Raw genomic sequence first — 20,584 nt, forward strand, 5'->3', positions numbered from 1 at the left:
ACCCCGTACGCTCGTGTCATGGCCCCGCGCACCACCCGCCCCGTCGGCACACCGACCCGCGGGACCACCAACCCGAACCGGCTGCGCCGCATGGACCGCTGGATCGCCGCCGTCCACGGCCCCGCCCTGCGCCGCTCCCCCGAGCCGCCCGTCGCCGTCGACCTCGGGTACGGGGCCGCCCCCTGGACCGCCGTGGAGCTCCTGGCCCGGCTGCGCACCGCCGACCCCCGCACCCTGCTGTACGGGATCGAGATCGAGCCCGCCCGGGTCGAGGCCGCGAAGCCGTACGAGGCCGTGCACGAGGGCCTCTCCTTCGTGCACGGCGGCTTCGAGGTGCCGGTGCCCGGCGGGGCCGCCCTGATCCGGGCGGCGAACGTGCTCCGCCAGTACGACGAGGAGCAGGTCGCGGCCGTCTGGGCGCGGCTCTGCGGGCGGCTCGCGCCCGGCGGGCTGCTCGTGGAGGGGACCTGCGACGAGATCGGCCGCCGGCACGTGTGGGTGGCGCTCGGCACGGAGGGGCCGCGCACGGTGACCTTCGCGACCCGGCTCGGCTCCCTCGACCGGCCCTCGGACCTCGCGGAACGGCTGCCGAAGGCGCTGATCCACCGGAACGTGCCGGGCGAGCCGGTGCATGCCTTCCTGCGGGACTTCGACCGGGCCTGGGCGGCGGCCGCCCCGTACGCCTCGCTGGGCGCCCGGCAGCGGTGGATCCGCTCCGTCCGCGACCTGGCGGCGGACTGGCCGCTGACGGACGGTCCGCGCCGGTGGCGGCAGGGCGAGGTCACGGTGCGGTGGGAGGCGCTGGCGCCGAGGGGGTGACGGGGCGCGGGAGCGCCGGGGTGTCCGTTCCCCCGCTCTCCCCAACTCCCGTTGAATTTCTCGTGCGCGAGGAACGCCACGCGCACCTCACTCGTCCCCTGTGGGGGGGAACAGGCCGACAGACCCCGGTTTCCCCTGTCGTTTTCCGGTGGCGCATGGCACTATCGCCAGGTCGCCATCAAGTTACTGACGGTAAATCAGATATGGGTCACTACGAGGGGGAGCTCGTGAACCGACGCCGCCACGCCACCGCCGCGATCACCGTGATCTGCGCCCTGACCGTGCTGGCGTCCCCCGCCCTGACCCTCCAGGCCTCCGCCGCGCCGCTCCCCCCTCCGCCGCCGAAGAAGAGCCTGGAGGAGGTGCGCCAGGAGATCGACGACCTGTACCGGAAGGCCGCCGTCGCCACCGACGCGTACAACCTCGCCGAGGAGAGGACCAAGGAGCAGTCCGCCGAGATCGTCAAGCTCGCCCGGATGATCGTGGACGGCCGCGAGAAGATCGAGGACCTCAAGGCCAAGGCCGGCGCCGCCGCCCGCGCCCAGTACCGCAACGGCGGACTCCCCGACGGCGCGCAGCTCATCCTCACGAACGACCCGCAGCTCTTCCTCGACACCGCCGGACGGCTCAAGGAAGGCGCGAAGGCCACCACCGACCTGCTGGGCGAGATGACCCGCGCCCAGGCCGAGTTGGACACGTACGCCAAGGAAGCCGGCGACAACTGGACCAAGCTGGAGGCCAACCGCGTCAAGCAGGCCAAGGCCAAGAAGGAGATCAACGACCGGATCGACGCCGCCAAGAAGCTGGAGTCCGAACTCGCCGCCGAGGAGCGCGAGCGGCTGCGGCGCCTGGAGGAGCAGGCCCAGCTCAAGGCCCAGACGACCTGGCTCGACACCGGCGTCCTCGACGGCCTGAAGGAGGGCGCGACCCCGGAGGGCAGGAAGGCGGTCGAGTTCGCGACGGCGCAGATCGGCAAGCCGTACGTCTGGGGCGCCGAGGGACCGAAGTCGTACGACTGCTCCGGGCTGACCCAGCGCTCCTGGGGCGCGGCCGGACTGGGCATCCCGCGCACCTCGCAGGAGCAGTGGCGGCTCCTTCCGCACGTGGACATCAGGGACATGCGGCCCGGCGACCTGATCGTCTACTTCAAGGACGCGAGCCACATCGGGATGTACGTCGGCAACGGGATGATCGTCCACGCCCCGCGCCCCGGCCGGAACGTGACCCTCGCGGGCGCGGGCTCGATGGAGATCCTGGGCGTGGTCCGTCCCGCGTGAGCCGTCCCGCTCGCGGCGTGACGGAAGGGGCGTGGTCCGTCCCGCGTGAGCCGTCCGGCTCGCGGCGTGACGGAAGGGGCGTGGTCCGTCCCGCGTGACACGAGCGGGGCCCGCCCCACGTGACACGAGCCACCTTCGCGCCCTTTTCACACCTCCTGGCCGCGTGACGTTTCTCATGGGCTCCGGGCCCCCGGGCGGACCGCGCGGGGGCAAGTACCTCCCCTTCCGCGGCATATGCCAAGCATCCGGCGCCTTCTCAGGGACTGATCACCATTCCGCTGCGCACCGCCCTACCGCTATGGTCCGGGACGGGCGGGACGCCACCCGGCGCCCTGCGCACCTCGGGGGGAGGGAAGGAAACCCGGACCGATGCCCGTATCCGTACCGCGTCAGAGAAACGTCTCTGCCGTTGCGGGACCCGGCGACGCCACTCCTCTGGACGCCACCGCTATGACAGGCACAGTCACAGGAACCGATCGCACCGATCTCACTCTCCTGGTCGTCGAGGACGACCCGGCGGGTGCCCTCGCCGTACCCGAACTGCTCGACGCGGCGGACGCCGCCGGCACCCGGGTCCGCATACGCACCGCCCGGAACCTCACCGAGGCCGAGCGGCTCCTCACCGACGACGTCCACTGCGTCCTCGTCGACCTCTCCCTGCCCGGCCCGCGCGCCGGGGCCGCCGGCGACGACCCGCTCGCCCCGCTGCGGCACATCCTGCGCCTCGCCCCGCGCCACGCCGTCCTCGCCCTCGCGGCCTCCGCCGACGCCGAGCTGGCCGCCGAGGCCGTACGCGTCGGGGCCCAGGACCACCTCTTCCGCGAGGAGCTCGACGGGCGGCTGCTCAGCCGGGCCATCCGGTACGCGGTCGAGCGCAAGCGCGCCGACGCCGTCCAGGTGAAGCTGGCCGAGTCCCGGCTGCGCGCCCAGGAGAACGCCCGCCTGGAGCGCGGACTGCTCCCCACCCCGCTCCTGGAGGGCTCCGACCTCCGCTTCGCCGCCCACTACCGGCCCGGCCGCTCCCGCGCCCTGCTCGGCGGCGACTTCTACGACGTCGTCCGCACCCCCGACGGCACCGTCCACGCCATGATCGGCGACGTCTGCGGGCACGGCCCCGACGAGGCCGCGCTCGGCGTCGAGCTGCGGATCGCCTGGCGGGCCCTGACCTTCGCGGGCCTGTGCGGGGACGAGCTGCTCTCGACGATGCAGCAGGTCCTGGAGCACGAGCGGGAGAGCGAGGAGATCTTCGCGACCCTCTGCACCGTCGACATCGCGCCCGACGGGCGCCGCGCCGGCCTCTGCCTGGCCGGCCACCCCTCGCCGCTGATCGCCCGCCAGGGCCGGACGGCGCGCCTCCTCCCGTACGAGGACGGCGGCCCGGCCCTCGGCCTCCTGCCGCGCGCCCGCTGGCCGCGCCGCCAGGTCGAGCTGGGCGGGGCGTGGAGCCTGCTCATGTACACCGACGGGCTCATCGAGGGCCGCTCGGCCGGCCCCGGCTCGCCGCGGCTCGGCCAGGACGGGATGGTCGAGATGCTCAACCGGCAGCTGGCCTCGGGCCTGCGGGGCGAGGAGCTCCTGGAGGCGGCCGTGACGGAGGTCCGCGCCCTGAACGGCGGCGAGCTGACGGACGACGTCGCCGTCCTGGCCCTGGAAAGGGACAGGACCCGGATCTGAGACCCGGGTCCTGTCGTGGCGCTGTCTACCGGCCGCCGTTGTAGGGGCCGTACGGCCCGTCGCTGCTGGAGCCGCCGCCCCGGCGGCCGCCCCGGCCTCCGCCGGAGACCTGCGCGAGCGCGGGGCGCACGTCCACCATGAAGACGATGGCCGCGACCAGGCCCGCGATCTGCAGGAACAGCATCGGCAGCAGCAGGTTGATGACGAGGTTGATGCCCAGGATGATCAGCCAGAACTTCTTCGTCTGCTTGTCGGCGGCGCGGTAGGCGTCCTCGCGCGCCATGGCGGCGAAGACGAGCGCGGCGACGGCGAAGCCGGTGAAGACCAGGAAGATCACCAGGGAGAGAAGGGAGTCGAATCCCGCGCGCAACATGCTGAGCACCGCCTAGTGGGGATGGAGAGAGAGCGCCTCGCGGTCAAGGTACCCGGTACAACGCACCGGGTACCCGAATCAGTGCCCGGCCCTACTCCTTCTCGGCGGCGACCGCCGTCTTCTTGGCGGGGGCCTTGCGGGCGGTGGTCTTGCGAGCGGGCGCCTTCTCGGCCTCGGGCTCGGCGGCGGCCCCGGCCTCGGCGGTCTCCGGCTCGGGCTCGACGACGACGGCGATCTCGGTGATCTCCTCGGCGACCTCGCCCCGCCAGGCCTTGACGGCCTCCTCGCCGTGGGCGGCGACCTCCTCGTACTTCTCGCGCGCCTTCACGGCGTACTCGGCGGCGACGCCGACCCCGCGCAGGGCGAGGTCCTGGGCGGTCTCGCCGAGCTTCTTCAGGTCGGTGTCGAGGCCGCCGACGACCTCGGCGAGCTTCGACTGCACGGTGGCCTGGGCCTCCTTGGCCTGCGCGGCCACCTTCTCCTGCACGGCCTTCGGGTCGGTCTTCCGCACGGCGTCGATCCGCGCGGGCGCCTCGGCGGCGAGCTGCTCGATCAGGCCGGGAACCTTCTTGGCCTGCTGGACGGCGAGGTCGGCGGTGCCGGCGGCGAAGTAGAGAGGGGTACGCAGTTCGTCGATGATGGCCATGCTGGTGTTCCTCCCGGAGATGACGACGGACTAGCTCGAAGACGGGGTGGCATCGGGCGCGGCGGCCGCCTGTCCGGCGGCGGCCTCGGCGGCGTTCTCCTTGCGGAAGGAGTCGTAGATCTGGAGCAGCACCTGCTTCTGCCGCTCGTTGATCGAGGGATCGGCCAGGATGACGGCGCGCGTCTCCAGCTCCTCCTGCTCCCTCTCGTCGAGGATCCCGGCCCGTACGTAGAGCGTCTCGGCGGAGATCCGCAGGGCCTTCGCGACCTGCTGGAGGACCTCGGCGCTGGGCTTGCGCAGCCCGCGCTCGATCTGGCTGAGGTACGGGTTGGACACCCCGGCGGCTTCGGCGAGCTGCCGCAGGGAGAGCTGCGCGGTCCGCCGCTGCTCGCGGAGGTACTCGCCGAGGTTGCCGACGTTGAGCGATGCCATGCCCCGACCATGCCACCCTCTGCTAACTATTGCAAGCAGCTGCTTGCAAAAGTCGCCCCCGGCGTGTCGCGGGCCGTGCCATGCTGGGGCCGTGGACCTCGACGACCTGAAACGACTGCGCCGCGCGCGGGACACGATGGACCGCGACTACGCGTCCCCCCTGGACGTCCCGGCCCTGGCCAGGGTCGCGCTGATGTCGACGGGGCACTTCGCCCGCAGCTTCCGCGCCGCGTTCGGCGAGACGCCGTACAGCTACCTGATGACCCGGCGGGTCGAGCGGGCGAAGGCGCTGCTGCGGCGGGGGGACCTGAGCGTGACGGAGGTCTGCTTCGAGGTGGGCTGCACGTCGCTCGGGTCGTTCAGCTCGCGCTTCACGGAACTGGTCGGCGAGACGCCGAGCGCGTACCGGGCGCGGAGCCACGGCGAGGACGCGGCGATCCCGGCATGCGTCGCCAAGGTGCTGACGCGTCCGGTGAAGAACGGCGGGCCCGGCGAAGCGATCAGGATCGGAGAAGCGCCGCCGGACGCGTCCCCGTAGCGTCGACGGCATGGACGACATCAAGCTCTCGCAGTGCTTCATCACCGTCGACGACGCCGACAAGGCGCTCACCTTCTACCGCGACGCCCTCGGCCTCGACGTCCGCAACGACGTCGGCTACGAGGGGATGCGCTGGGTGACCCTGGGGTCGCCCGAGCAGCCGGACGTGGCGGTCGTCCTGGAGACCCCGCTCCCCGACCCCGGCGCCTCGGAGACCGACCGTAAGGCGGTCACGGACCTCCTCGCCAAGGGCCTGCTGCGCGGCGTCGTCTTCTCCACCCAGGACGTCGACGCCACCTTCGAGCGCGTACGGGCGGCCGGCGGCGAGGTGCTCCAGGAGCCGGTCGACCAGCACTACGGCGTCCGCGACTGCGCCTTCCGCGACCCGGCCGGCAACATGATCCGCTTCGCCCAGCCGAAGGCCTGACATGATGCCTTGAAGACCCAACGGGGAGGCAAGGCATGGCAGTTGACGACCGGAACGACGCGGTGGCGCCCCAGCGGCGCGCGGACGTCCTCGACGAGGCGGCGCTCCCGGGCCCGGGGCGCTTCACCGGCCCCGCGACCGGCGACGAACTGCCCATGCTGGCCGGGTTCCTGGCGGACCAGCGGGCGACGCTGGTGCTGAAGTGCGCCGGCCTGGACGAGGAGTTGGCGACCAGGTCGGCGGAACCGTCGACCCTCTCCCTCCTCGGCCTGGTCCGGCACCTCGCCGACGTCGAACGCCACTGGTTCCGCGAGATCCTCGCCGGCCAGAAGGACGCCCTCCCCCTCTTCTCCTCCCCCACCTCCCCCGACGGCGACTTCGACGAAGCCACCCCCTCCCCCACCGCCATCACGGAAGCCTGGTCCGCCTGGCACGCGGCCGTGGCCTTCTCCGACCACTTCACGGCCCAGGCCCCGCACCTCGACATCACCGGCGAGGACGACTGGCGCGGCACGGTCTCACTCCGCTGGGTCCTGATCCACATGATCGAGGAGTACGCCCGCCACAACGGCCACGCAGACCTCCTCCGCGAGCGCATCGACGGCATGCGGGGGGTGTAGCCCCCTTCACCGCGCCCAGGCCGCCAGCACCTCGAAGTCGGTGGCCGTGAGGCCGGTCCCGGCGTCCACCCGGTGGAGGAGCGCCGGGCCCGGGTGGCGGGCGGCGACCCAGGCGCGGTCGGCCGCGCCGATCTCGTCGTCCACCCAGACGAACGGCCGCCCGGCGGCCCACGCCACGAGGGCCGGCGTCTTCCAGTGGAGCCCCGGTTCCTCGGGACCGTCGACCCAGGTGACCAGGGGCAGGTCCGGCAGGCCGAGGCGGGGCGCGACCCAGCTGTTCGCGTCCTCCTCCCACGTGGTCGCCCACACCAGCTCGTACGGCAGCGCCGCGAGCCGGTCCCCCTGCGCGGGATCGAGCCGCGCGAGGAGCGGGCTCACGGACGGGGGCGGCGCGGGCGGGTACGTCGGGTACGGGTCGGGGCTCGCGCCGAAGGGGATCAGCGGTCCGTCCACGTCCAGGAACAACAGCGCGCGAGAGGCCGCGCCCGCATCCTTCCCCTCATATCCCGCCATGACCCCATGATGCCGCCCCGCGCCCCCGCCGTGGCGGTACCCACCCCGCTGTGGGCAGCGGGCGCGGGCCCCACCCGGGACGTGGGCGAAGCCCCGGGTGAAGCGGGCCGGCCCGCCGGGCGCGGGTCAGGGCGGGGGCTCACTCGTCCGCTTCGCGACCATCCGCAACGAACGCACCCTCGCTACCCTGGCAGGCATGACAGCCATGGCACCCACCCGCACCGAGCCCGACCTCTCCTACCTCCTCGATCACACCAGCCATGTGCTCCGCACCAGGATGGCCGCAGCGCTCGCGGAGATCGGGCTGACCGCGCGGATGCACTGCGTGCTGGTGCATGCGCTGGAGGAGGAGCGGACGCAGGCGCAGCTGGCGGAGATCGGGGACATGGACAAGACGACGATGGTGGTGACCGTCGACGCGCTGGAGGGGGCCGGGCTGGCCGAGCGGAGGCCGTCGGCGACGGACCGGCGGGCGCGGATCATCGCGGTGACGGAGAAGGGGGCGGAGGTGGCGCAGCGCAGTCAGGAGATCGTCGACGGGGTGCACGAGAGCGCCCTCTCCTCCCTCCCCGACGAGGAGCGCGAGGCCCTGCTGCGCGCCCTGAACCTGCTGGCCACCGGCCATCTGGAGACTCCCGTCGAGAGCCCGACGCCCGCCCGCCGGGCCCGGCAGCGCGGATAGGGGCCCAAACTCCTCCCGTAAAAAATAGTCTGCAACAAAACCTTCTGCTAGCGTCTCTCCTGTCGCCTCCGACGAACAGGAGATGTCCCCATGCCCGCGCCCAGCACCAGCCCCCGCGCCCACCTCGCCCTCGGCGTCCTCGCCACCGGCATGTTGATGACCGTCCTCGACGGCAGCATCGTCACCGTCGCCATGCCCGCCATGCAGAACGACCTCGGCTTCACCCCCGTCGGCCTCAGCTGGGTCGTCAACGCCTACCTGATCGCCTTCGGCTCGCTCCTGCTCCTCGCCGGACGCCTCGGCGACCTCGTCGGCCGCAAGCGGATGTTCCTCGCGGGGACCGGGGTCTTCACCGCCGCCTCGCTCCTCGCCGGCCTGGCCGCCTCCCCCGCCGTGCTCATCGCCGCCCGCTTCCTCCAGGGCGTCGGCAGCGCGATGTCCTCCGCCGTGGGACTCGGGATCCTGGTCACCCTCTTCACCGAGCCCCGCGAACGCGCCCGCGCCATCGCCGTGTTCAGCTTCACCGGCGCCGCCGGAGCCTCCCTCGGCCAGGTCCTCGGCGGGGTCCTCACCGACGCCCTCGCCTGGAACTGGATCTTCTTCATCAACCTGCCGATCGGCGTCGCCACCCTCCTCGTCGCCCTCCGCGCCCTCCCCGCCGACCAGAGCCTCGGACTGAAGGCCGGCGCCGACGTCATCGGCGCGCTGCTCGTGACCTCCGGGCTCATGGCCGGGATCTACGCCGTCGTCAAGATCGAGGAGTACGGGGCGGGTTCGGCGCACACCCTCGGCTTCGGGGCCCTCGCGCTCGCCCTCCTCGCCGGCTTCCTGCTCCGCCAGGCGAAGGCCGCGCAGCCGCTCATGCCGCTGCGGATCCTGCGCTCCCGCGCCGTCGCCGGCGCGAACGCCGTCCAGATGCTGATGGTCGCCGCGCTCTTCTCCTTCCAGGTCCTCGTCGCCCTCTACCTGCAGAAGGTCCTCGGGTACGGAGCGGCCGAGACCGGCCTCGCGATGCTGCCCGCCGCGCTGATCGTCGGCGCCGTCTCCCTCGGCGCCTCGGCCCCCCTCATCGCCCGCTTCGGCGAGCGGAACGTCCTGCTCACCGGCATCGCCCTGCTCGTCGGCGTCCTCGGCCTGCTGACCCGCGTCCCCGTCCACGCCTCGTACGCCACCGACCTGCTCCCCGTGATGCTGCTCGCCGCCGGCTTCGGCCTCGCGCTCCCCGCCCTCACCGCGCTCGCCATGTCCGGCGCGGAGGAGGCGGACGCGGGCCTGGCCTCCGGGCTCTTCAACACCACCCAGCAGATCGGCATGGCCCTCGGCGTCGCGGTCCTCTCCACCCTGGCCGCCGCCCGCACCGAGTCCCTGACGAAGGCCGGAAAGCCCAACGCCGAAGCTCTGACCGGCGGTTACCACCTCGCCTTCGGCGTCGGCGCCGGTCTCCTCCTCCTCGCCCTGGCCGTCGCCTTCACCGTCCTGCGCCCCCGTGTCCCCGAGGACGACCGACAGCTGACCATGGCGGCGTGAGAGCCGACCGACGCCTCGCCGCCCCGCTCTCCCTCCAGACGGCCCGGCGACGCGTCACCGCCGCCGAACCGGGCGTGTGCGAACGCACGGCCCGCCGGGATCGCCGCCCGACCGGCCGGCCCCGGCGCCCGCGTGGGGCTCCTCGGCCCGCCGGAGGCGCGTACGGCCCCGGCCCGTACCGGCCCCGGACTCACCGCTCCGTACGGAGGCACTCCGGCAGCTCCGCCTCGTGCACCAGCGTCAGGCGCGACACCGCCCGGGTGAGCACCACGTACAGCCGGTTCGCGCCGCGCGCCTCGGCCGTCAGGATCGCGGCGGGTTCGACGACCACGACGTGGTCGAACTCCAGGCCCTTCACGAGGGTCGCGGGCAGCACGGCCACCCGCTCCCCGCACCCCCTCAGCGCCCCGGCGACCGCGTCCACGAGCCCGTCGGCCGTGATCACCCCCACCGAGCCCTCCTGCGCGAGCGCCGCCCGCACCGCCTCCCGCGCCCCGGCCGCCAGGTCCGCCGTCCGGTGCACCGTCACCCCGCCGTCCCGGCGCACCGAACGCCCGGCGGGCACATCGGCCCCGAGCTGCGGCAGCAGCCGGTTCGCGAGGTCGACGATCGCGGCCGGTACGCGGTAGCCGAGGGTGAGCGGGACGACGGGCGTCCCCGGCTTGCCCAGATGGGCCAGCTGCTCGTCCCAGGACCGTGCCGCCCACGGGGTGGTGCCCTGCGCGAGGTCCCCCAGGACCGTGAGCGAACCGAACTCGGTCCGCCGGGCGATGGCCCTGCACTGCATGGGCGAGAGGTCCTGCGCCTCGTCGACGACGACGTGCCCGTAGCTCTCGGGGCGCTCGACGAGCCCCGCGAGCTCATCGAGGAGCACGAGGTCGGCGGCGCTCCACCGCGCCGAGCGGTACGAGCGGGGCGGCCGCGCCCAGCGGATGGCGGCGAGCTCGGCCTCGGTCAGAGCAGAGTCGACCGGGTCCGTCAGGACCTCCGCGAGGACCTCCTCCGGACTGGTCTTCGGCCAGCACGCGTCCAGGAACGCCGTCACCGCCCGCGCCCGCTCGATCTTCCGGGCCCAGGCCGCGCCCATGGGCCCCCAGCGGCGTTCGGCCCGGAGCTGGAGGGCGCGGACGACGCGGGAGCGGACGCGTTCGCGGCCGGTGGCGTAGGGCGGGGCCTCCTGCCGTACGGCCGTGACGATCGCGGCGAGTTCGGCGGCCGGGAGCCGCCAGTGGTACCTGCCGTCGGGGACGGCGAGGTCCTCGGCCGGGGCCGGGTCGACCCTGCCGTACAGCGCGCGGTGCAGCACCCCCGCCATCCGGGCGTCGTGCTTGACCAGGGCCGCGGCCCCGCCGTCCTCGGCCCGTACCGGATGGCGGGCGATCTCCTCGTCGAGGGTGGTCTGCCGGATGCCGGTCTCGCCGAGCGAGGGCAGGACTTCGGCGATGTACGAGAGGAAGGCGCGGTGGGGGCCGAGGACGAGGAGGCCGGAGCGGCGGATGCGCTGCGGATGCGTGTAGAGGAGGTACGCGGCCCGGTGCAGCCCCACCGCGGTCTTGCCGGTGCCGGGGGCGCCCTGCACGCACAGGGAGGCGGCGGGCTCGGAGCGTACGAGGTCGTCCTGTTCGGGCTGGATGGTGGCGGCGATGTCCCGCATGGGGCCCACGCGGGGGCGCTCGATCTCCCCGGTGAGCAGAGCGCTGACCCGGCCGGACCCTCCTTCGTCGAGCCGCTCGTCCTCCAGGGCGGTCAGGTCCTCGGTCGCGCCCCGGCTGTTCGGGGCCCAGCCGAAGCGGCGCCGCCGCAGGACGCCCTGCGGGTCGTGCGCGCCGGCCTGGTAGTAGGCGCGGGAGACGGGCGCGCGCCAGTCGACGACGAGCGGCGGGGCGGCGGGGTGCTCGGCGATCCGGCGGCGGCCGATGTGGTGGATCTGGCCGTCCTCGCGGTCGAGGCGGCCGAAGAACAGCGGCCCGGGCGGCTGTTCGCCCATCTCCTTGGCGCGGCTGCGCAGGTGGTAGCCGAGCGCCTCGGCGTCGGCGCCGGAGGCGGCGACGTCCTCGCCGATGACGACCTGTTCGGCGACGTCCTCGGTCATGCGGATCAGGGCGGCGCGGCAGGCGTCGTGGTGGGAGCGTTCACGGGCGAGCTCAAGGTCCAGTGACGTCATTCCGTCGAGCGTACCGGAAAACGTTACTGGGTTACATTTTTTACTTGGTCACGGCATGATCCGCGCGGCCAGTACGGCACCGCTAGTACGGCAGCCCCTCCCGCAGCGACCGGAACGCCTCCCCCGCCGCCGCCACCGCGTCCCCCGCCACCGCGTCGAGCGGCTCGCCGGCCGTCAGCCGGGCCACGTTCTCGTTCGCCAGGATCCGCAGCACGGCCACGATCTGCCCGGCCGCGAGCCGCGCCACCAGCCGGTCGCCGCCCAGCGCCCGCGCGAGGACCTCCTCCGACCGCTGCTGGTAGCCGTGGATCGCGGCGAGCAGGGCCGGCGTCCCGTACAGCAGCCGGTGGTACGCGAGGACGGCCGGCACGTCGCAGAGCCCGGTGACCGGATCGCGCCGCTCAAGGCCGTCGAGCAGGTGCGCGTACAGCGCGTCGAGCGGCGCCGAGCCCTCGGCCCGCCCGGCCTCCACCACGCGCGCGGACTCGTCCTCGTGATCGGCGAACCGGTGGAGGACCAGGTCCTCCTTCGCGGGGAAGTACCGGAAGAGCGTCGGCTTCGAGACCTCGGCGGCGGCCGCCACCTCCGCGACGGAGACCCCGTCGAAGCCCTTCTCCAGGAAGAGGGCGATCGCGGCGTCCGACAGGGCTTGCCGGGTGCGCGCCTTCTTCCGCTCGCGCAGCCCGGCCGGGTACTCAGGCTTCACGGGACATCTCCTTCGAGAGGCGTCCATCCTAGTGAGGGCCCGGCGGAGCGGGAATCAGAAGATGTCGGGCGAGAAGCACCGCAGCGAGGTGCGGAACAGCAGGTCGGCGCGGGCCGCCGCACCGCCCGTCAGCTCCTCCACGCGCCCGAGCCGGGACAGCCGCACCGCCGACTCGTCACCGAACGCCAGCGTGCCCACCTCGGCCACGTCCAGGGCGAGATCGGCCGAGCGGGTGGTCGGGACACAGGACGCGCCCGCCGGGGAGGCGTCGAGCAGGAAACGCCCGCCGGCGAGCCCGGCGGCGTCCCGCACCTCCAGGACGAGGCCGTCCTCCACCGGATACGTCCGGCCCTCCAGGAGCCGGGCCACGTCCAGGGCCCGGACCCACAGCATGTCCGAGTACGTCAGCAGCTTCGCCGCGCGCGCGTCGGGCAGGAGCAGCGGCAGCAGGTCGTCGGGCGCCCGGTAGCCGGAGCGGACCGTGGCGATCCAGTCGATCGAGCACACGTACTGCCACAGAGCGCGCTCGGCGGCCGGGGTGACGGCGATGAGGTCGCGCACGGTCGCCGTGTTCTGCGGCTGGTTCGCGGTGTCCCACTCGCCGTCGGCGGTGTACGCCACGTACCCCTCGACCTCGCCGGACGCCGACCGGTACATCGCGTAGTACGGCTCCCGCCACGGCGCGCGCTGGGGGCGGAGCCCGGTGTCGCGGTCCCAGTCGCCCTTGTCGCGGCTGGTGAGCCCGGCGCGGACGCCGGCGAGCCGGCGGTACAGCCCGGGGCCGGTCTTGCGGATCTCGTCGGCGTCCGTCAGGTCGATCCGCCCGCCGTCCTCCGGGCGGCCCGAGCGGCGCGGGTCGAGACCCGCCCGACGCACGTCCACGCTCCACTCGGCGATCCAGCTCGCCGGGCCGAAGCCGTACCGCCCGTAGATCGGGTACTCGGCGGCGATCAGCGTCGCGATCGCGTCGCCCCGCTCCTTCGCGGCGGCGAGGTCGGCGGACATCATCCGGCTGAGCAGCCCCTGCCTGCGGTGCGTCGGCGCGACCGTGACCTGGGTGATCGCGTCGGCGGTGAGACCGCCCCCGCCGACCGTGCTGACCTCCTGCCGGAAGGACCGGAAAGTGCCGACGATCCGGTCCCGGTCGAAGGCGCCGAGCGTCCGCGCCAGGTCCGCGTGGGCCAGCCGGTCGGCGAGCTCCTCGTCGGAGACGACCGGCTCCTTGAGGAACCCGGTCCGCAGCGACCGCTGCCACTCCCGGAACTCGGACTCGGCCACCGCGCGCACGTCGACAGTCATCCCCCGACCCTACGCACGGCCGTGCCGCCCCCGCACCGGCTTTTCCGTGCCCGGCTCAGGCCAGCAGGTCGTCGACCTGCGCCTCGCCCTCCCGGTAGCGGCGGGCGATCTCCGCGCTGCAGTCGTCGGCGGTCCGCTGGAGGTGCTGGCGGCGGCGCGAGACCTGCTGCTCGTACCCCGCGAGCCTGCCCATCGCCGCGTGCAGCTCGTCGTCGGTGCGGGCCGACAGGTCCGACAGCTCGACCTCCGACAGCATCTCGGCCGCGAGCCGCCGGTACTCCTCGCCGCGCGGCGTCGACAGCGTCACGTGCCGCGCCGAACTGCGGTGCCGCGAGGGCACGTCGGCGAGGATCTCGGAGAGCCGGTCGAGGACCGGGGCCTCCGGGTCGGTCCGCCGCGCCAGCTCGGCCCGCAGGATGTCGATCCGGCCCTGGAGCATCCGGCGCACATAGCTCAGGTCGGCCTCGTCGCTCTGCGCGTCCCGGCGCAGCGCGCGCAGCTCGGGCAGCCGCAGGGCCCCCAGGTCGGGCTGCGGACGGCCGGCCCGCGGCCGGTCCGTCCACTCGGGCTCGGCCTCGGGCCCGGGCTCGGCGGTCCGCTGCACGGGTGGGCGCGTCATGGAAGAACCACCGACTCGGATCAGCGGTACGGGGCCGGACGGCGTCGGCCCGGTGCCAGGTGCACTCATGAGAATCGTCCCCTCGACCGGTGCGGTCGGCCGCACCGCCTCACACGCATGGTGCCACTCCTCCCCGTGCACGTGCAGGCGCTCTGCACCCGTTCGGCCCCTCGTCCTTCGGCCCGCCGCCCGCTCGGTAGGTTGGTGCCCATGCGAGCAGTGGTGCAGAGGGTCGACGGCGCGAGTGTCGTCGTCGCAGGGGAGACCGTCGGTGAGATCACCGGCGAAGGGCTGTGCGTGCTGGTCGGGGTGACCCACGACGACACCCCGGAGAAGGCCGCCCAATTGGCCAGAAAGCTCTGGTCCGTCCGGGTACTGGACGACGAGAAGTCGTGCTCCGACGTGAACGCGCCGCTGCTCGTCATCTCCCAGTTCACCCTCTACGGAGACGCCCGCAAGGGCCGCCGCCCCACCTGGAACGCCGCCGCGCCCGGCCCGGTCGCCGAACCCCTCGTCGACGAGGTCGTCGCCCAGCTGCGCGCCCTCGGCGCGCACGTGGAGACGGGCCGCTTCGGAGCGAAGATGAGCGTCTCCCTCACGAACAACGGCCCGTTCACGGTACTGATCGAGGTCTGAGCCCCCAGGGCTCTCAGGGCTCGACCACCACTTCCTGCGCGGCGGCCGTCGTCCCGGCGATCAGCGGGGCGTCCACCGGCACGTTCCGCTTCACCAGCGCCAGGGCGATCGGCCCCAGCTCGTGGTGGCGGACGGCCGTCGTCACGAAGCCGAGCTGCCGGCCCTCCTCGCCGTCGGCGGCCAGCCGGACCGGGGTGCCGTGGCCGGGCAGCAGGACCTCGCTGCCGTCCAGGTGCAGGAAGACCAGGCGGCGCGGCGGCTTCCCCAGGTTCTGCACCCGGGCGACGGTCTCCTGGCCCCGGTAGCAGCCCTTCTGCAGATGGACGGCGCTGCCGATGAGGCCGACCTCGTGCGGGATGGTCCGGTGGTCCGTCTCGAAGCCGAGCCGCGGCCGGTGCGCCTCGACGCGCAGCGCCTCGTACGCGAGGATCCCGGCGGCCGGCCCGTGCGAGGCCGCGAAGGACTCCAGGTCGGCGCGCGGCAGGAACAGATCGCGGCCGTGCGGGGTCTCCCGTACGACGACGCCCTCGGGCACCTCGGCGATGGAACCCGCCGGGAGGTGCACGACCGCGAAGTCCTCGGTCCGGTCGGCGACCTCGACCCGGTAGAAGAACTTCATCGCCTCCAGGTACGCGATGAGCTCGGCCCGCGTCCCCGGCTCGACGTGCGCCCACACCGTCTCGCCGTCGTCGACGAGGTACAGGGCGTGCTCGATGTGCCCGTTCGCGGAGAGGATCAGCGCCTCGGTGGCCTGCCCGGGCGGCAGTTCGGTCATGTGCTGGGTGACGAGCAGGTGCAGCCAGCTCAGCCGGTCGTCACCGGAGACGGCGACGACGCCCCGGTGCGAGAGGTCGACGAAGCCGTCGCCTTCGGCGAGGACGCGCTGCTCGCGGAAGAGATCGCCGTAGTGCGCGGCGACGCCTTCGTCGCGGCCTTCGGCGGGGACGGCGCCGGGCAGGGACAACAGAGGGCTCTTCATACAGAAGAGCCTACGACTCGACGGCGGCGTCCTTGTTCGAACAGTCCCGGCACCGGCCGAAGATCGCGAAGTGCTTCATGTCCGTCTCGAAGCCGAAGGTCTCCCGGAGCTTCCCCGTGAACTCGGCCGCCACCTCGACGTCCGCCTCGATCACCTCGGAGCAGTCCCGGCACACCAGGTGCAGATGGTGGTGCCGGTCGGCCAGGTGGTAGGTCGGCGCCCCGTGCCCCAGATGCGCGTGGGAGACCAGCCCGAGCTCCTCCAGGAGCTCCAGGGTCCGGTACACGGTGGAGATGTTCACCCCGGACGCCGTCCTGCGGACCTCGCCGAGGATGTCGTCCGGGGTCGCGTGCTCCAGCTTGTCCACGGCCTCCAGGACAAGCTGACGCTGCGGCGTCAGCCGATAGCCGCGCTGCCGCAGGTCGCTCTTCCAGTCGGTGCTCACCACGCCCTCCAGTGTAGGAGGACGCGGCGCGTCACCCCGGTGTGTCTAGCGGAAGAAGGCGATGCCGTCGTCCGGCATGTCGGGCAGGTTGCGGGCCATCTCCGCGACCTCCTCCGGCGTGACGACCTTCTTCAGGTGCGCCGACATGTACGGGCGGAGCGGGACCTCGGGGGTCGCCTTCTCGCCCACCCACATGAGGTCGCTCTTCACGTAGCCGTAGAGGCGCTTGCCACCGCTGTACGGGCCCGAGGCCGCGGTCCGGGCGACGGCGTCCGTCGCCAGGTCGATCTGCGGCTTCTGGTCGGCGAGCTCGCCGTACCAGATCTCGACGACGCCCTGGTCACGGACCATGACGACCTCGACCTTGCGGTCCTTGTCGATCCGCCAGTAGCCGCTCTCGCTCTCCAGCGGACGGACCTTGTTGCCGTCGTTGTCCAGGACCCACGTGTGCGACTGGTACTCCAGGAAGTCCCGGCCGTCGTGGCTGAACGTCACGGACTGGCCGAAGTTGCACTTCTCGGCACCGGGGAAGTCGGAGACGCCCGCGCCCTCCCACGTACCGAGCAGGAACGCGAGGGGGACGAGGTCCGGGTTGAGGTCGGACGGGATCTCGATCATGAGCAGCTCTGGCGTTCTCTAGAAGTGGTTACCGCTGGCCCTGGTACAGCTTCTTCACGGTCAGACCGGCGAAGGCGATCACGCCGACGGCGACCAGGACCAGGAGGGTTTCGAAGAAAGCGATCATGAAGTGCTCCTCGACGAGCGGTGAAGGCGGAACGGGCCGGACCCCAGCTTAGTGGGCGGGGGTCCGGCCCACTCGGTGAGGTGGGTCTCGCGGATGATCAGCGGACGATCAGCCGAGCAGCTGCGCCTGGAGCGTGACCGTCTGCTGGAACGGCACCGTCAGCGCCCCGCCCTTCCGGGTCTGGGTGACCACCGCGAAGGTGTCCCCGGCCTGGATGTAGGCCCAGCGGGTCTGCTCGGGGCCGTACGGCGCCTCCTCCGCGTAGGCGTAGAGGGCCTGGTTCGGCACGTCGACGTCCTTCACGGACATGTCGATCTTCGACACCTCGACCCCGAGGGGCAGCCGGTCGAACCGGGCGACCTCGCTCATGGTGTCGTCCTTGAACGCCTCCGCGAAGGCCACCGACGAGAACCGCAGCAGGTGGATCCGGGTGGTCGTGCCGTCCGGCGTGGTCCAGCCGCGCGCGGCGACGTGCCGGAGCGCCGAGCCGGCCAGCTCCTCCTTCACCGGCCCCCGGTCCTTCTCCTTCAGCAGCCCCAGGTAGGAGTCGAGCCCGACCCACCCACCGTTCAGCTTCGGGTCGACCGTCGCGCCCGCCGGGGCGGGCAGCAGGAGTTTCCGCAGGTCGGCGTGGTGGATCTCGCCTTCGTTGCCCTCGGAGTACGGGCGCGGGGCGCCCTCGGGCAGCGCCGGAAGCGCGAGCTTCGGGTACTCCCAGCGGCCGTCGGACTCGGTCGCGAGCCCCGGCACGTCGGTGCGGTCCAGGGCGGTGATCCCCAGGGCCGTACCGGCCCCCACCCCACCGCAGACGAGCACGGCGGCGGTCCAGCGGACGATGCCCCGGAGCAGGCGCTTCCGGGACTTCCGGGGCTTCACCGACGCGACCTCGGCAGGCGACTCGGCCTGCATCCGAGTCTCTGCCTGCGTCTGAGCCTGCGCCTGCGTCTGCGTCTGCGTCTGCGTCTGCTCGGTCATACGTACTCCCCCGGGGATGCGATGTGGTCGAGCTGCTTCGTCAGCAGCCCGGCCACGGCCGCCTTGTCGAACGGCTTGGCGCCCGCCGCCGTCATGGTGACGAAGACCTCGGAGTCGTACGCGAGGCAGATCATCTCCTCCAGCGCCGCGGCCCGCTCCTTCTTGTCGAGCGAGTCGTCCTCGGGGGCCATGTAGCAGACGGCGTTCCTGTGGTCCTTCACCTTGGGCCCCTTCGGGAACTCCAGGGCGTCCATGACCTCCTTGCGGAGCCGGTAGCTGTTCTTGATCTGCTTCTTGTCCTTCATGCTCGCGAGCTCGAAGCTGACGACGAGGTCGGCGGCCGGGTCGGCGAAGGAGCGGACCCCGATGCCCTGGATGCCGAGCTTGTCGACGCCCTTCTCGAACGCGCGGCGCTTCTTCCCCGACAGCCCCTTGCCCGCCTGCTTCATGAGCGCGGCGGCCTCCGCGGCGCCGAGCTCGCCGTCGTTGCCGTACAGCTGCTCGTCGGGGCCGAACTCGTACCCCTCCGGCAGCGGCAGCAGGAGCTTGCCCAGCGGCGTGCCGGCCTTGCCGCGGGCCTGCGCGGCGGCCGGGTCCTCGTCCTCCTTCGCGGTCCCGTCCGCCGCGCCCCACACCCGCGTCGGCGCGGTGCGGTCGGCGGAGGAGACGGTGACGGCGGTGTACGTGACGCCGCCGCCGACCAGGCCGAGGACGAGCACGGACGGCAGGACGACGCCGAGCAGGACCCGCCGCGCACCCCGCTTCTTCGGCTCCTGATCCACCACGGGTTCGGTCACGTCGTTCCGGTCCTCACTCACAGGCGCCCCAGCTGTCGCTCGGCCAGCGAACGGATCTCCTTCTCGGAGATCTTCTCGGTGTCGCCGACGAAGATCTCGACGGCGATGTCACCGCGGTGGAAGTAGGCCCTGGCCTCGTAGAAGTCCAGGTAGCCGGCCTTTCGGTCCACGGGGAAGAGGTAGTAGCGGCCGTCGGGCGAGCCCTTGAGCTCCTTGCCCTCGTCGCCGGCGTAGTCCTTGTCCGGCATGTAGCGCTGCTGGTCCTCGGTGTACTCCTGCGCGCCGAGGGTCTCGTTCGCGCGGTACTGGATCAGCCGGACCTCGACCCTCTTGTGCTCACCGGACACCCAGGACTCGGCCGCGATCCGGCGGACGCCCAGGTCCAGCTGGTGGTCGAGGGCGCTGCCGGGCTCGGTGAACTGCGAGGCGAACTCGGACACCGACATCCAGCCGTCACGAGGGTCGAAGACGTCCTTCTTCGCCCCCGCAGGCTTCGGCAGCAGCAGCTTCCGCAGATCGCCCCGCGCCTTCGCCTGGAGGTCGTCCTTCGCCGACAGCGGCTCCGGCTCCTGCCCCTTCGGGAGCGGCTTCGCCGGGTACGCGAGGCCCGGCTGGTTGAGCGGCGGGAGCGCGGTCGGTTCGCGGTCGGCCTGGACGCCGTAGCCGACGGCGGTGCCGCCGACGAGGCCGATGACGGCGGCGACGGCGATCAGCCCGACGGTACGGAGGACCCGGCGGCGCGGCCGCTGGACCGGAGGCGCTGGTTCCATGGCCGTCTCGGGCTCAGGCGGCGCCAATGTATCCGTATTTTGGATACTTTCTTCCATACTCAAGAGTCCCCCCACGAGACCTGAAGCGCGGATTCCGTCACCCGCGCACACAGCTGACACGTGAGGGGCGCATGAGGTTGCAGCGCCGCGCATTACAGTTCGGCATATGGCGAAGAAGCTCGTGATCAAGGTGACCGCCGGGGCCGACGCCCCCGAACGCTGCTCCCAGGCCTTCACGGTGGCCGCCGTCGCCGTCGCCAGCGGCGTCGAGGTCTCCCTCTGGCTGACCGGCGAGTCCTCCTGGTTCGCCCTCCCCGGCCGCGCGGCCGAGTTCGAACTCCCCCACGCCGCCCCGCTCCCCGACCTCATCGACTCGATCCTGGCCGCCGGCCGCCTCACCCTCTGCACCCAGTGCGCCACCCGCCGCGACATCACGGAAAAGGACGTCCTGCCCGGCATCCGCATCGCCGGCGCCCAGGTCTTCGTCCAGGAAGCAATGTCCGACGACACCCAGGCCCTCGTCTACTGATTCAGACGCGCCCCTCGCACCGCTCGACCCCAAGGGGCCTCCCGGGCTTCGAGCCGCTGCGCCGGACTCCGGTCGCCGGTGACGGGCGGCTCGCTCGGCCGTACGCTGAAGGTGTGTACGCGCGACGTCGGCACGTCTACTTCTGGATGATGGGCGCCTGTCTGGCCCTCTTCGTGGGCGCCTGGGCCGTCGTGCGGCTTTTTTCGATGCCGGTCGCCATCGGCATGTGCGTGGTCGCCATGGTCATCCCCCCGATCGCCGCGATGGTCGCGAACCGGCGGGGCCCGGAGGACCGCTGGTGGGACGACCCTTCGGGCGATCCGAAGTCCGATGAGTGGTGGGACGAGCTCGACGGGAAGAAGCGCCGGGAGCCCTGAGGGCGCGGGCGCGCC

Annotated in this window: 25 protein-coding genes; 11 read left to right on the forward strand and 14 right to left on the reverse strand. The window is 72.7% G+C overall.

Going from position 1 to position 20,584, the window contains the following annotated elements; genetic code table 11:
- Positions 1–18 precede the first annotated feature (18 nt).
- The 3 genes from ACH4TP_RS35525 to ACH4TP_RS35535 all read left to right on the forward strand — a co-directional run bounded on the left by ACH4TP_RS35525 (position 19) and on the right by ACH4TP_RS35535 (position 3,770).
- Entirely contained in the window at positions 19–819 is an 801-nt protein-coding gene (locus ACH4TP_RS35525) for a class I SAM-dependent methyltransferase (protein ID WP_398192076.1), read from the forward strand.
- A 227-nt stretch (positions 820–1,046) separates the two neighbouring features.
- The gene (locus tag ACH4TP_RS35530) at positions 1,047–2,096 is read left to right on the forward strand and encodes a C40 family peptidase (RefSeq protein ID WP_389236936.1); all 1,050 of its coding nucleotides are present in this window, start codon (positions 1,047–1,049) and stop codon (positions 2,094–2,096) included.
- A 450-nt stretch (positions 2,097–2,546) separates the two neighbouring features.
- Positions 2,547–3,770 carry a PP2C family protein-serine/threonine phosphatase gene (locus tag ACH4TP_RS35535; RefSeq protein ID WP_389236938.1) on the forward strand — a complete coding sequence of 408 codons (1,224 nt, stop codon included), beginning with the start codon at positions 2,547–2,549 and terminating at the stop codon, positions 3,768–3,770.
- 25 nt (positions 3,771–3,795) lie between these two features.
- Here ACH4TP_RS35535 and ACH4TP_RS35540 read toward each other — a convergent pair whose 3' ends face one another.
- The 3 genes from ACH4TP_RS35540 to ACH4TP_RS35550 form a co-directional block, all read right to left on the reverse strand.
- Positions 3,796–4,143 (reverse strand): DUF2516 family protein, encoded by a 348-nt coding sequence (locus tag ACH4TP_RS35540; protein WP_388856953.1) that lies wholly within the window; start codon positions 4,141–4,143, stop codon positions 3,796–3,798.
- A gap of 91 nt (positions 4,144–4,234) precedes the next feature.
- Positions 4,235–4,789 carry a hypothetical protein gene (locus tag ACH4TP_RS35545; RefSeq protein WP_398440212.1) on the reverse strand — a complete coding sequence of 185 codons (555 nt, stop codon included), beginning with the start codon at positions 4,787–4,789 and terminating at the stop codon, positions 4,235–4,237.
- Between the two features lie 30 nt (positions 4,790–4,819).
- A complete protein-coding gene (locus ACH4TP_RS35550) occupies positions 4,820–5,221 on the reverse strand; it encodes a helix-turn-helix domain-containing protein (protein WP_389236942.1) in 402 nt (133 codons plus the stop codon).
- A gap of 91 nt (positions 5,222–5,312) precedes the next feature.
- On the opposite strand from ACH4TP_RS35550, the gene ACH4TP_RS35555 reads away from it, so the two are divergent.
- From ACH4TP_RS35555 to ACH4TP_RS35565, 3 genes are read left to right on the forward strand one after another with little or no spacing between them, the layout of a single operon-like run.
- Positions 5,313–5,759: a helix-turn-helix transcriptional regulator gene (locus ACH4TP_RS35555; RefSeq protein WP_389236944.1), complete on the forward strand. Its 447-nt coding sequence runs from the start codon at positions 5,313–5,315 to the stop codon at positions 5,757–5,759.
- 10 nt (positions 5,760–5,769) lie between these two features.
- Positions 5,770–6,186, forward strand: a complete 417-nt coding sequence (locus ACH4TP_RS35560; protein ID WP_398440213.1) for a VOC family protein — start codon at positions 5,770–5,772, stop codon at positions 6,184–6,186.
- A 35-nt stretch (positions 6,187–6,221) separates the two neighbouring features.
- Entirely contained in the window at positions 6,222–6,806 is a 585-nt protein-coding gene (locus ACH4TP_RS35565; RefSeq protein ID WP_398440214.1) for a DinB family protein, read from the forward strand.
- Positions 6,807–6,812: 6 nt separating this feature from the next.
- On the opposite strand, the gene ACH4TP_RS35570 is transcribed toward ACH4TP_RS35565, so the two are convergent.
- Positions 6,813–7,319, reverse strand: a complete 507-nt coding sequence (locus tag ACH4TP_RS35570) for a hypothetical protein (protein WP_398192067.1) — start codon at positions 7,317–7,319, stop codon at positions 6,813–6,815.
- A 196-nt stretch (positions 7,320–7,515) separates the two neighbouring features.
- Between ACH4TP_RS35570 and ACH4TP_RS35575 the strand changes: the two genes are divergently transcribed.
- Together ACH4TP_RS35575 and ACH4TP_RS35580 are read left to right on the forward strand one after the other, a co-directional pair.
- Positions 7,516–8,001, forward strand: coding sequence for a MarR family winged helix-turn-helix transcriptional regulator (locus ACH4TP_RS35575; RefSeq protein WP_398440215.1), 486 nt, complete (start codon positions 7,516–7,518; stop codon positions 7,999–8,001).
- A gap of 90 nt (positions 8,002–8,091) precedes the next feature.
- Positions 8,092–9,528 (forward strand): MFS transporter, encoded by a 1,437-nt coding sequence (locus ACH4TP_RS35580; protein ID WP_398440216.1) that lies wholly within the window; start codon positions 8,092–8,094, stop codon positions 9,526–9,528.
- Between the two features lie 190 nt (positions 9,529–9,718).
- Here ACH4TP_RS35580 and ACH4TP_RS35585 read toward each other — a convergent pair whose 3' ends face one another.
- The 4 genes from ACH4TP_RS35585 to ACH4TP_RS35600 form a co-directional block, all read right to left on the reverse strand.
- Positions 9,719–11,692 carry a HelD family protein gene (locus ACH4TP_RS35585; RefSeq protein ID WP_398440217.1) on the reverse strand — a complete coding sequence of 658 codons (1,974 nt, stop codon included), beginning with the start codon at positions 11,690–11,692 and terminating at the stop codon, positions 9,719–9,721.
- An 82-nt stretch (positions 11,693–11,774) separates the two neighbouring features.
- Positions 11,775–12,398 (reverse strand): TetR/AcrR family transcriptional regulator, encoded by a 624-nt coding sequence (locus ACH4TP_RS35590; protein ID WP_389236956.1) that lies wholly within the window; start codon positions 12,396–12,398, stop codon positions 11,775–11,777.
- Positions 12,399–12,452: 54 nt separating this feature from the next.
- Positions 12,453–13,697 carry a GNAT family N-acetyltransferase gene (locus ACH4TP_RS35595; RefSeq protein WP_398440218.1) on the reverse strand — a complete coding sequence of 415 codons (1,245 nt, stop codon included), beginning with the start codon at positions 13,695–13,697 and terminating at the stop codon, positions 12,453–12,455.
- A gap of 55 nt (positions 13,698–13,752) precedes the next feature.
- On the reverse strand, positions 13,753–14,385 hold the full coding sequence (locus ACH4TP_RS35600) for an ABC transporter substrate-binding protein (protein WP_389236960.1): 633 nt from the start codon (positions 14,383–14,385) through the stop codon (positions 13,753–13,755).
- A 141-nt stretch (positions 14,386–14,526) separates the two neighbouring features.
- On the opposite strand from ACH4TP_RS35600, the gene dtd reads away from it, so the two are divergent.
- Complete coding sequence (dtd, locus tag ACH4TP_RS35605) at positions 14,527–14,952, forward strand: D-aminoacyl-tRNA deacylase (RefSeq protein ID WP_041130415.1); 426 nt, start codon at positions 14,527–14,529, stop codon at positions 14,950–14,952.
- 13 nt (positions 14,953–14,965) lie between these two features.
- Here dtd and ACH4TP_RS35610 read toward each other — a convergent pair whose 3' ends face one another.
- The 6 genes from ACH4TP_RS35610 to ACH4TP_RS35635 all read right to left on the reverse strand — a co-directional run bounded on the left by ACH4TP_RS35610 (position 14,966) and on the right by ACH4TP_RS35635 (position 19,663).
- Positions 14,966–15,931, reverse strand: coding sequence for a YgfZ/GcvT domain-containing protein (locus ACH4TP_RS35610; protein ID WP_398192056.1), 966 nt, complete (start codon positions 15,929–15,931; stop codon positions 14,966–14,968).
- A 10-nt stretch (positions 15,932–15,941) separates the two neighbouring features.
- A complete protein-coding gene (locus ACH4TP_RS35615; RefSeq protein ID WP_389236964.1) occupies positions 15,942–16,379 on the reverse strand; it encodes a Fur family transcriptional regulator in 438 nt (145 codons plus the stop codon).
- A 42-nt stretch (positions 16,380–16,421) separates the two neighbouring features.
- Complete coding sequence (locus ACH4TP_RS35620) at positions 16,422–16,994, reverse strand: FABP family protein (RefSeq protein ID WP_086826836.1); 573 nt, start codon at positions 16,992–16,994, stop codon at positions 16,422–16,424.
- A gap of 235 nt (positions 16,995–17,229) precedes the next feature.
- Entirely contained in the window at positions 17,230–18,096 is an 867-nt protein-coding gene (locus ACH4TP_RS35625) for a hypothetical protein (protein ID WP_398440219.1), read from the reverse strand.
- Positions 18,093–18,893 carry a hypothetical protein gene (locus ACH4TP_RS35630; RefSeq protein ID WP_398440220.1) on the reverse strand — a complete coding sequence of 267 codons (801 nt, stop codon included), beginning with the start codon at positions 18,891–18,893 and terminating at the stop codon, positions 18,093–18,095. The genes ACH4TP_RS35625 and ACH4TP_RS35630 overlap by 4 nt, the downstream gene beginning before the upstream one ends.
- 17 nt (positions 18,894–18,910) lie before the next feature.
- Positions 18,911–19,663, reverse strand: a complete 753-nt coding sequence (locus tag ACH4TP_RS35635; protein ID WP_398192052.1) for a hypothetical protein — start codon at positions 19,661–19,663, stop codon at positions 18,911–18,913.
- 166 nt (positions 19,664–19,829) lie between these two features.
- Between ACH4TP_RS35635 and ACH4TP_RS35640 the strand changes: the two genes are divergently transcribed.
- Together ACH4TP_RS35640 and ACH4TP_RS35645 are read left to right on the forward strand one after the other, a co-directional pair.
- Positions 19,830–20,192 carry a DsrE family protein gene (locus ACH4TP_RS35640; RefSeq protein WP_398192050.1) on the forward strand — a complete coding sequence of 121 codons (363 nt, stop codon included), beginning with the start codon at positions 19,830–19,832 and terminating at the stop codon, positions 20,190–20,192.
- Between the two features lie 113 nt (positions 20,193–20,305).
- Entirely contained in the window at positions 20,306–20,569 is a 264-nt protein-coding gene (locus tag ACH4TP_RS35645; protein ID WP_306330089.1) for a DUF3099 domain-containing protein, read from the forward strand.
- Positions 20,570–20,584 lie beyond the last annotated feature (15 nt).

Source organism: Streptomyces sp. NPDC021012 (assembly GCF_044333355.1).
Lineage (GTDB): Bacteria > Actinomycetota > Actinomycetes > Streptomycetales > Streptomycetaceae > Streptomyces.

Coding starts and splice junctions, on each gene's coding strand:
- ACH4TP_RS35525 (WP_398192076.1), top strand. CDS start 19: ATGGCCCCGCGCACCACCCGCCCCGTCGGCACACCGACCCGCGGGACC.
- ACH4TP_RS35535 (WP_389236938.1), top strand. CDS start 2,547: ATGACAGGCACAGTCACAGGAACCGATCGCACCGATCTCACTCTCCTG.
- ACH4TP_RS35540 (WP_388856953.1), bottom strand. CDS start 4,143: ATGTTGCGCGCGGGATTCGACTCCCTTCTCTCCCTGGTGATCTTCCTG.
- ACH4TP_RS35545 (WP_398440212.1), bottom strand. CDS start 4,789: ATGGCCATCATCGACGAACTGCGTACCCCTCTCTACTTCGCCGCCGGC.
- ACH4TP_RS35550 (WP_389236942.1), bottom strand. CDS start 5,221: ATGGCATCGCTCAACGTCGGCAACCTCGGCGAGTACCTCCGCGAGCAG.
- ACH4TP_RS35560 (WP_398440213.1), top strand. CDS start 5,770: ATGGACGACATCAAGCTCTCGCAGTGCTTCATCACCGTCGACGACGCC.
- ACH4TP_RS35565 (WP_398440214.1), top strand. CDS start 6,222: ATGGCAGTTGACGACCGGAACGACGCGGTGGCGCCCCAGCGGCGCGCG.
- ACH4TP_RS35570 (WP_398192067.1), bottom strand. CDS start 7,319: ATGGCGGGATATGAGGGGAAGGATGCGGGCGCGGCCTCTCGCGCGCTG.
- ACH4TP_RS35575 (WP_398440215.1), top strand. CDS start 7,516: ATGACAGCCATGGCACCCACCCGCACCGAGCCCGACCTCTCCTACCTC.
- ACH4TP_RS35580 (WP_398440216.1), top strand. CDS start 8,092: ATGCCCGCGCCCAGCACCAGCCCCCGCGCCCACCTCGCCCTCGGCGTC.
- ACH4TP_RS35585 (WP_398440217.1), bottom strand. CDS start 11,692: ATGACGTCACTGGACCTTGAGCTCGCCCGTGAACGCTCCCACCACGAC.
- ACH4TP_RS35595 (WP_398440218.1), bottom strand. CDS start 13,697: ATGACTGTCGACGTGCGCGCGGTGGCCGAGTCCGAGTTCCGGGAGTGG.
- ACH4TP_RS35600 (WP_389236960.1), bottom strand. CDS start 14,385: ATGAGTGCACCTGGCACCGGGCCGACGCCGTCCGGCCCCGTACCGCTG.
- dtd (WP_041130415.1), top strand. CDS start 14,527: ATGCGAGCAGTGGTGCAGAGGGTCGACGGCGCGAGTGTCGTCGTCGCA.
- ACH4TP_RS35610 (WP_398192056.1), bottom strand. CDS start 15,931: ATGAAGAGCCCTCTGTTGTCCCTGCCCGGCGCCGTCCCCGCCGAAGGC.
- ACH4TP_RS35620 (WP_086826836.1), bottom strand. CDS start 16,994: ATGATCGAGATCCCGTCCGACCTCAACCCGGACCTCGTCCCCCTCGCG.
- ACH4TP_RS35625 (WP_398440219.1), bottom strand. CDS start 18,096: ATGACCGAGCAGACGCAGACGCAGACGCAGACGCAGGCGCAGGCTCAG.
- ACH4TP_RS35635 (WP_398192052.1), bottom strand. CDS start 19,663: ATGGAACCAGCGCCTCCGGTCCAGCGGCCGCGCCGCCGGGTCCTCCGT.
- ACH4TP_RS35640 (WP_398192050.1), top strand. CDS start 19,830: ATGGCGAAGAAGCTCGTGATCAAGGTGACCGCCGGGGCCGACGCCCCC.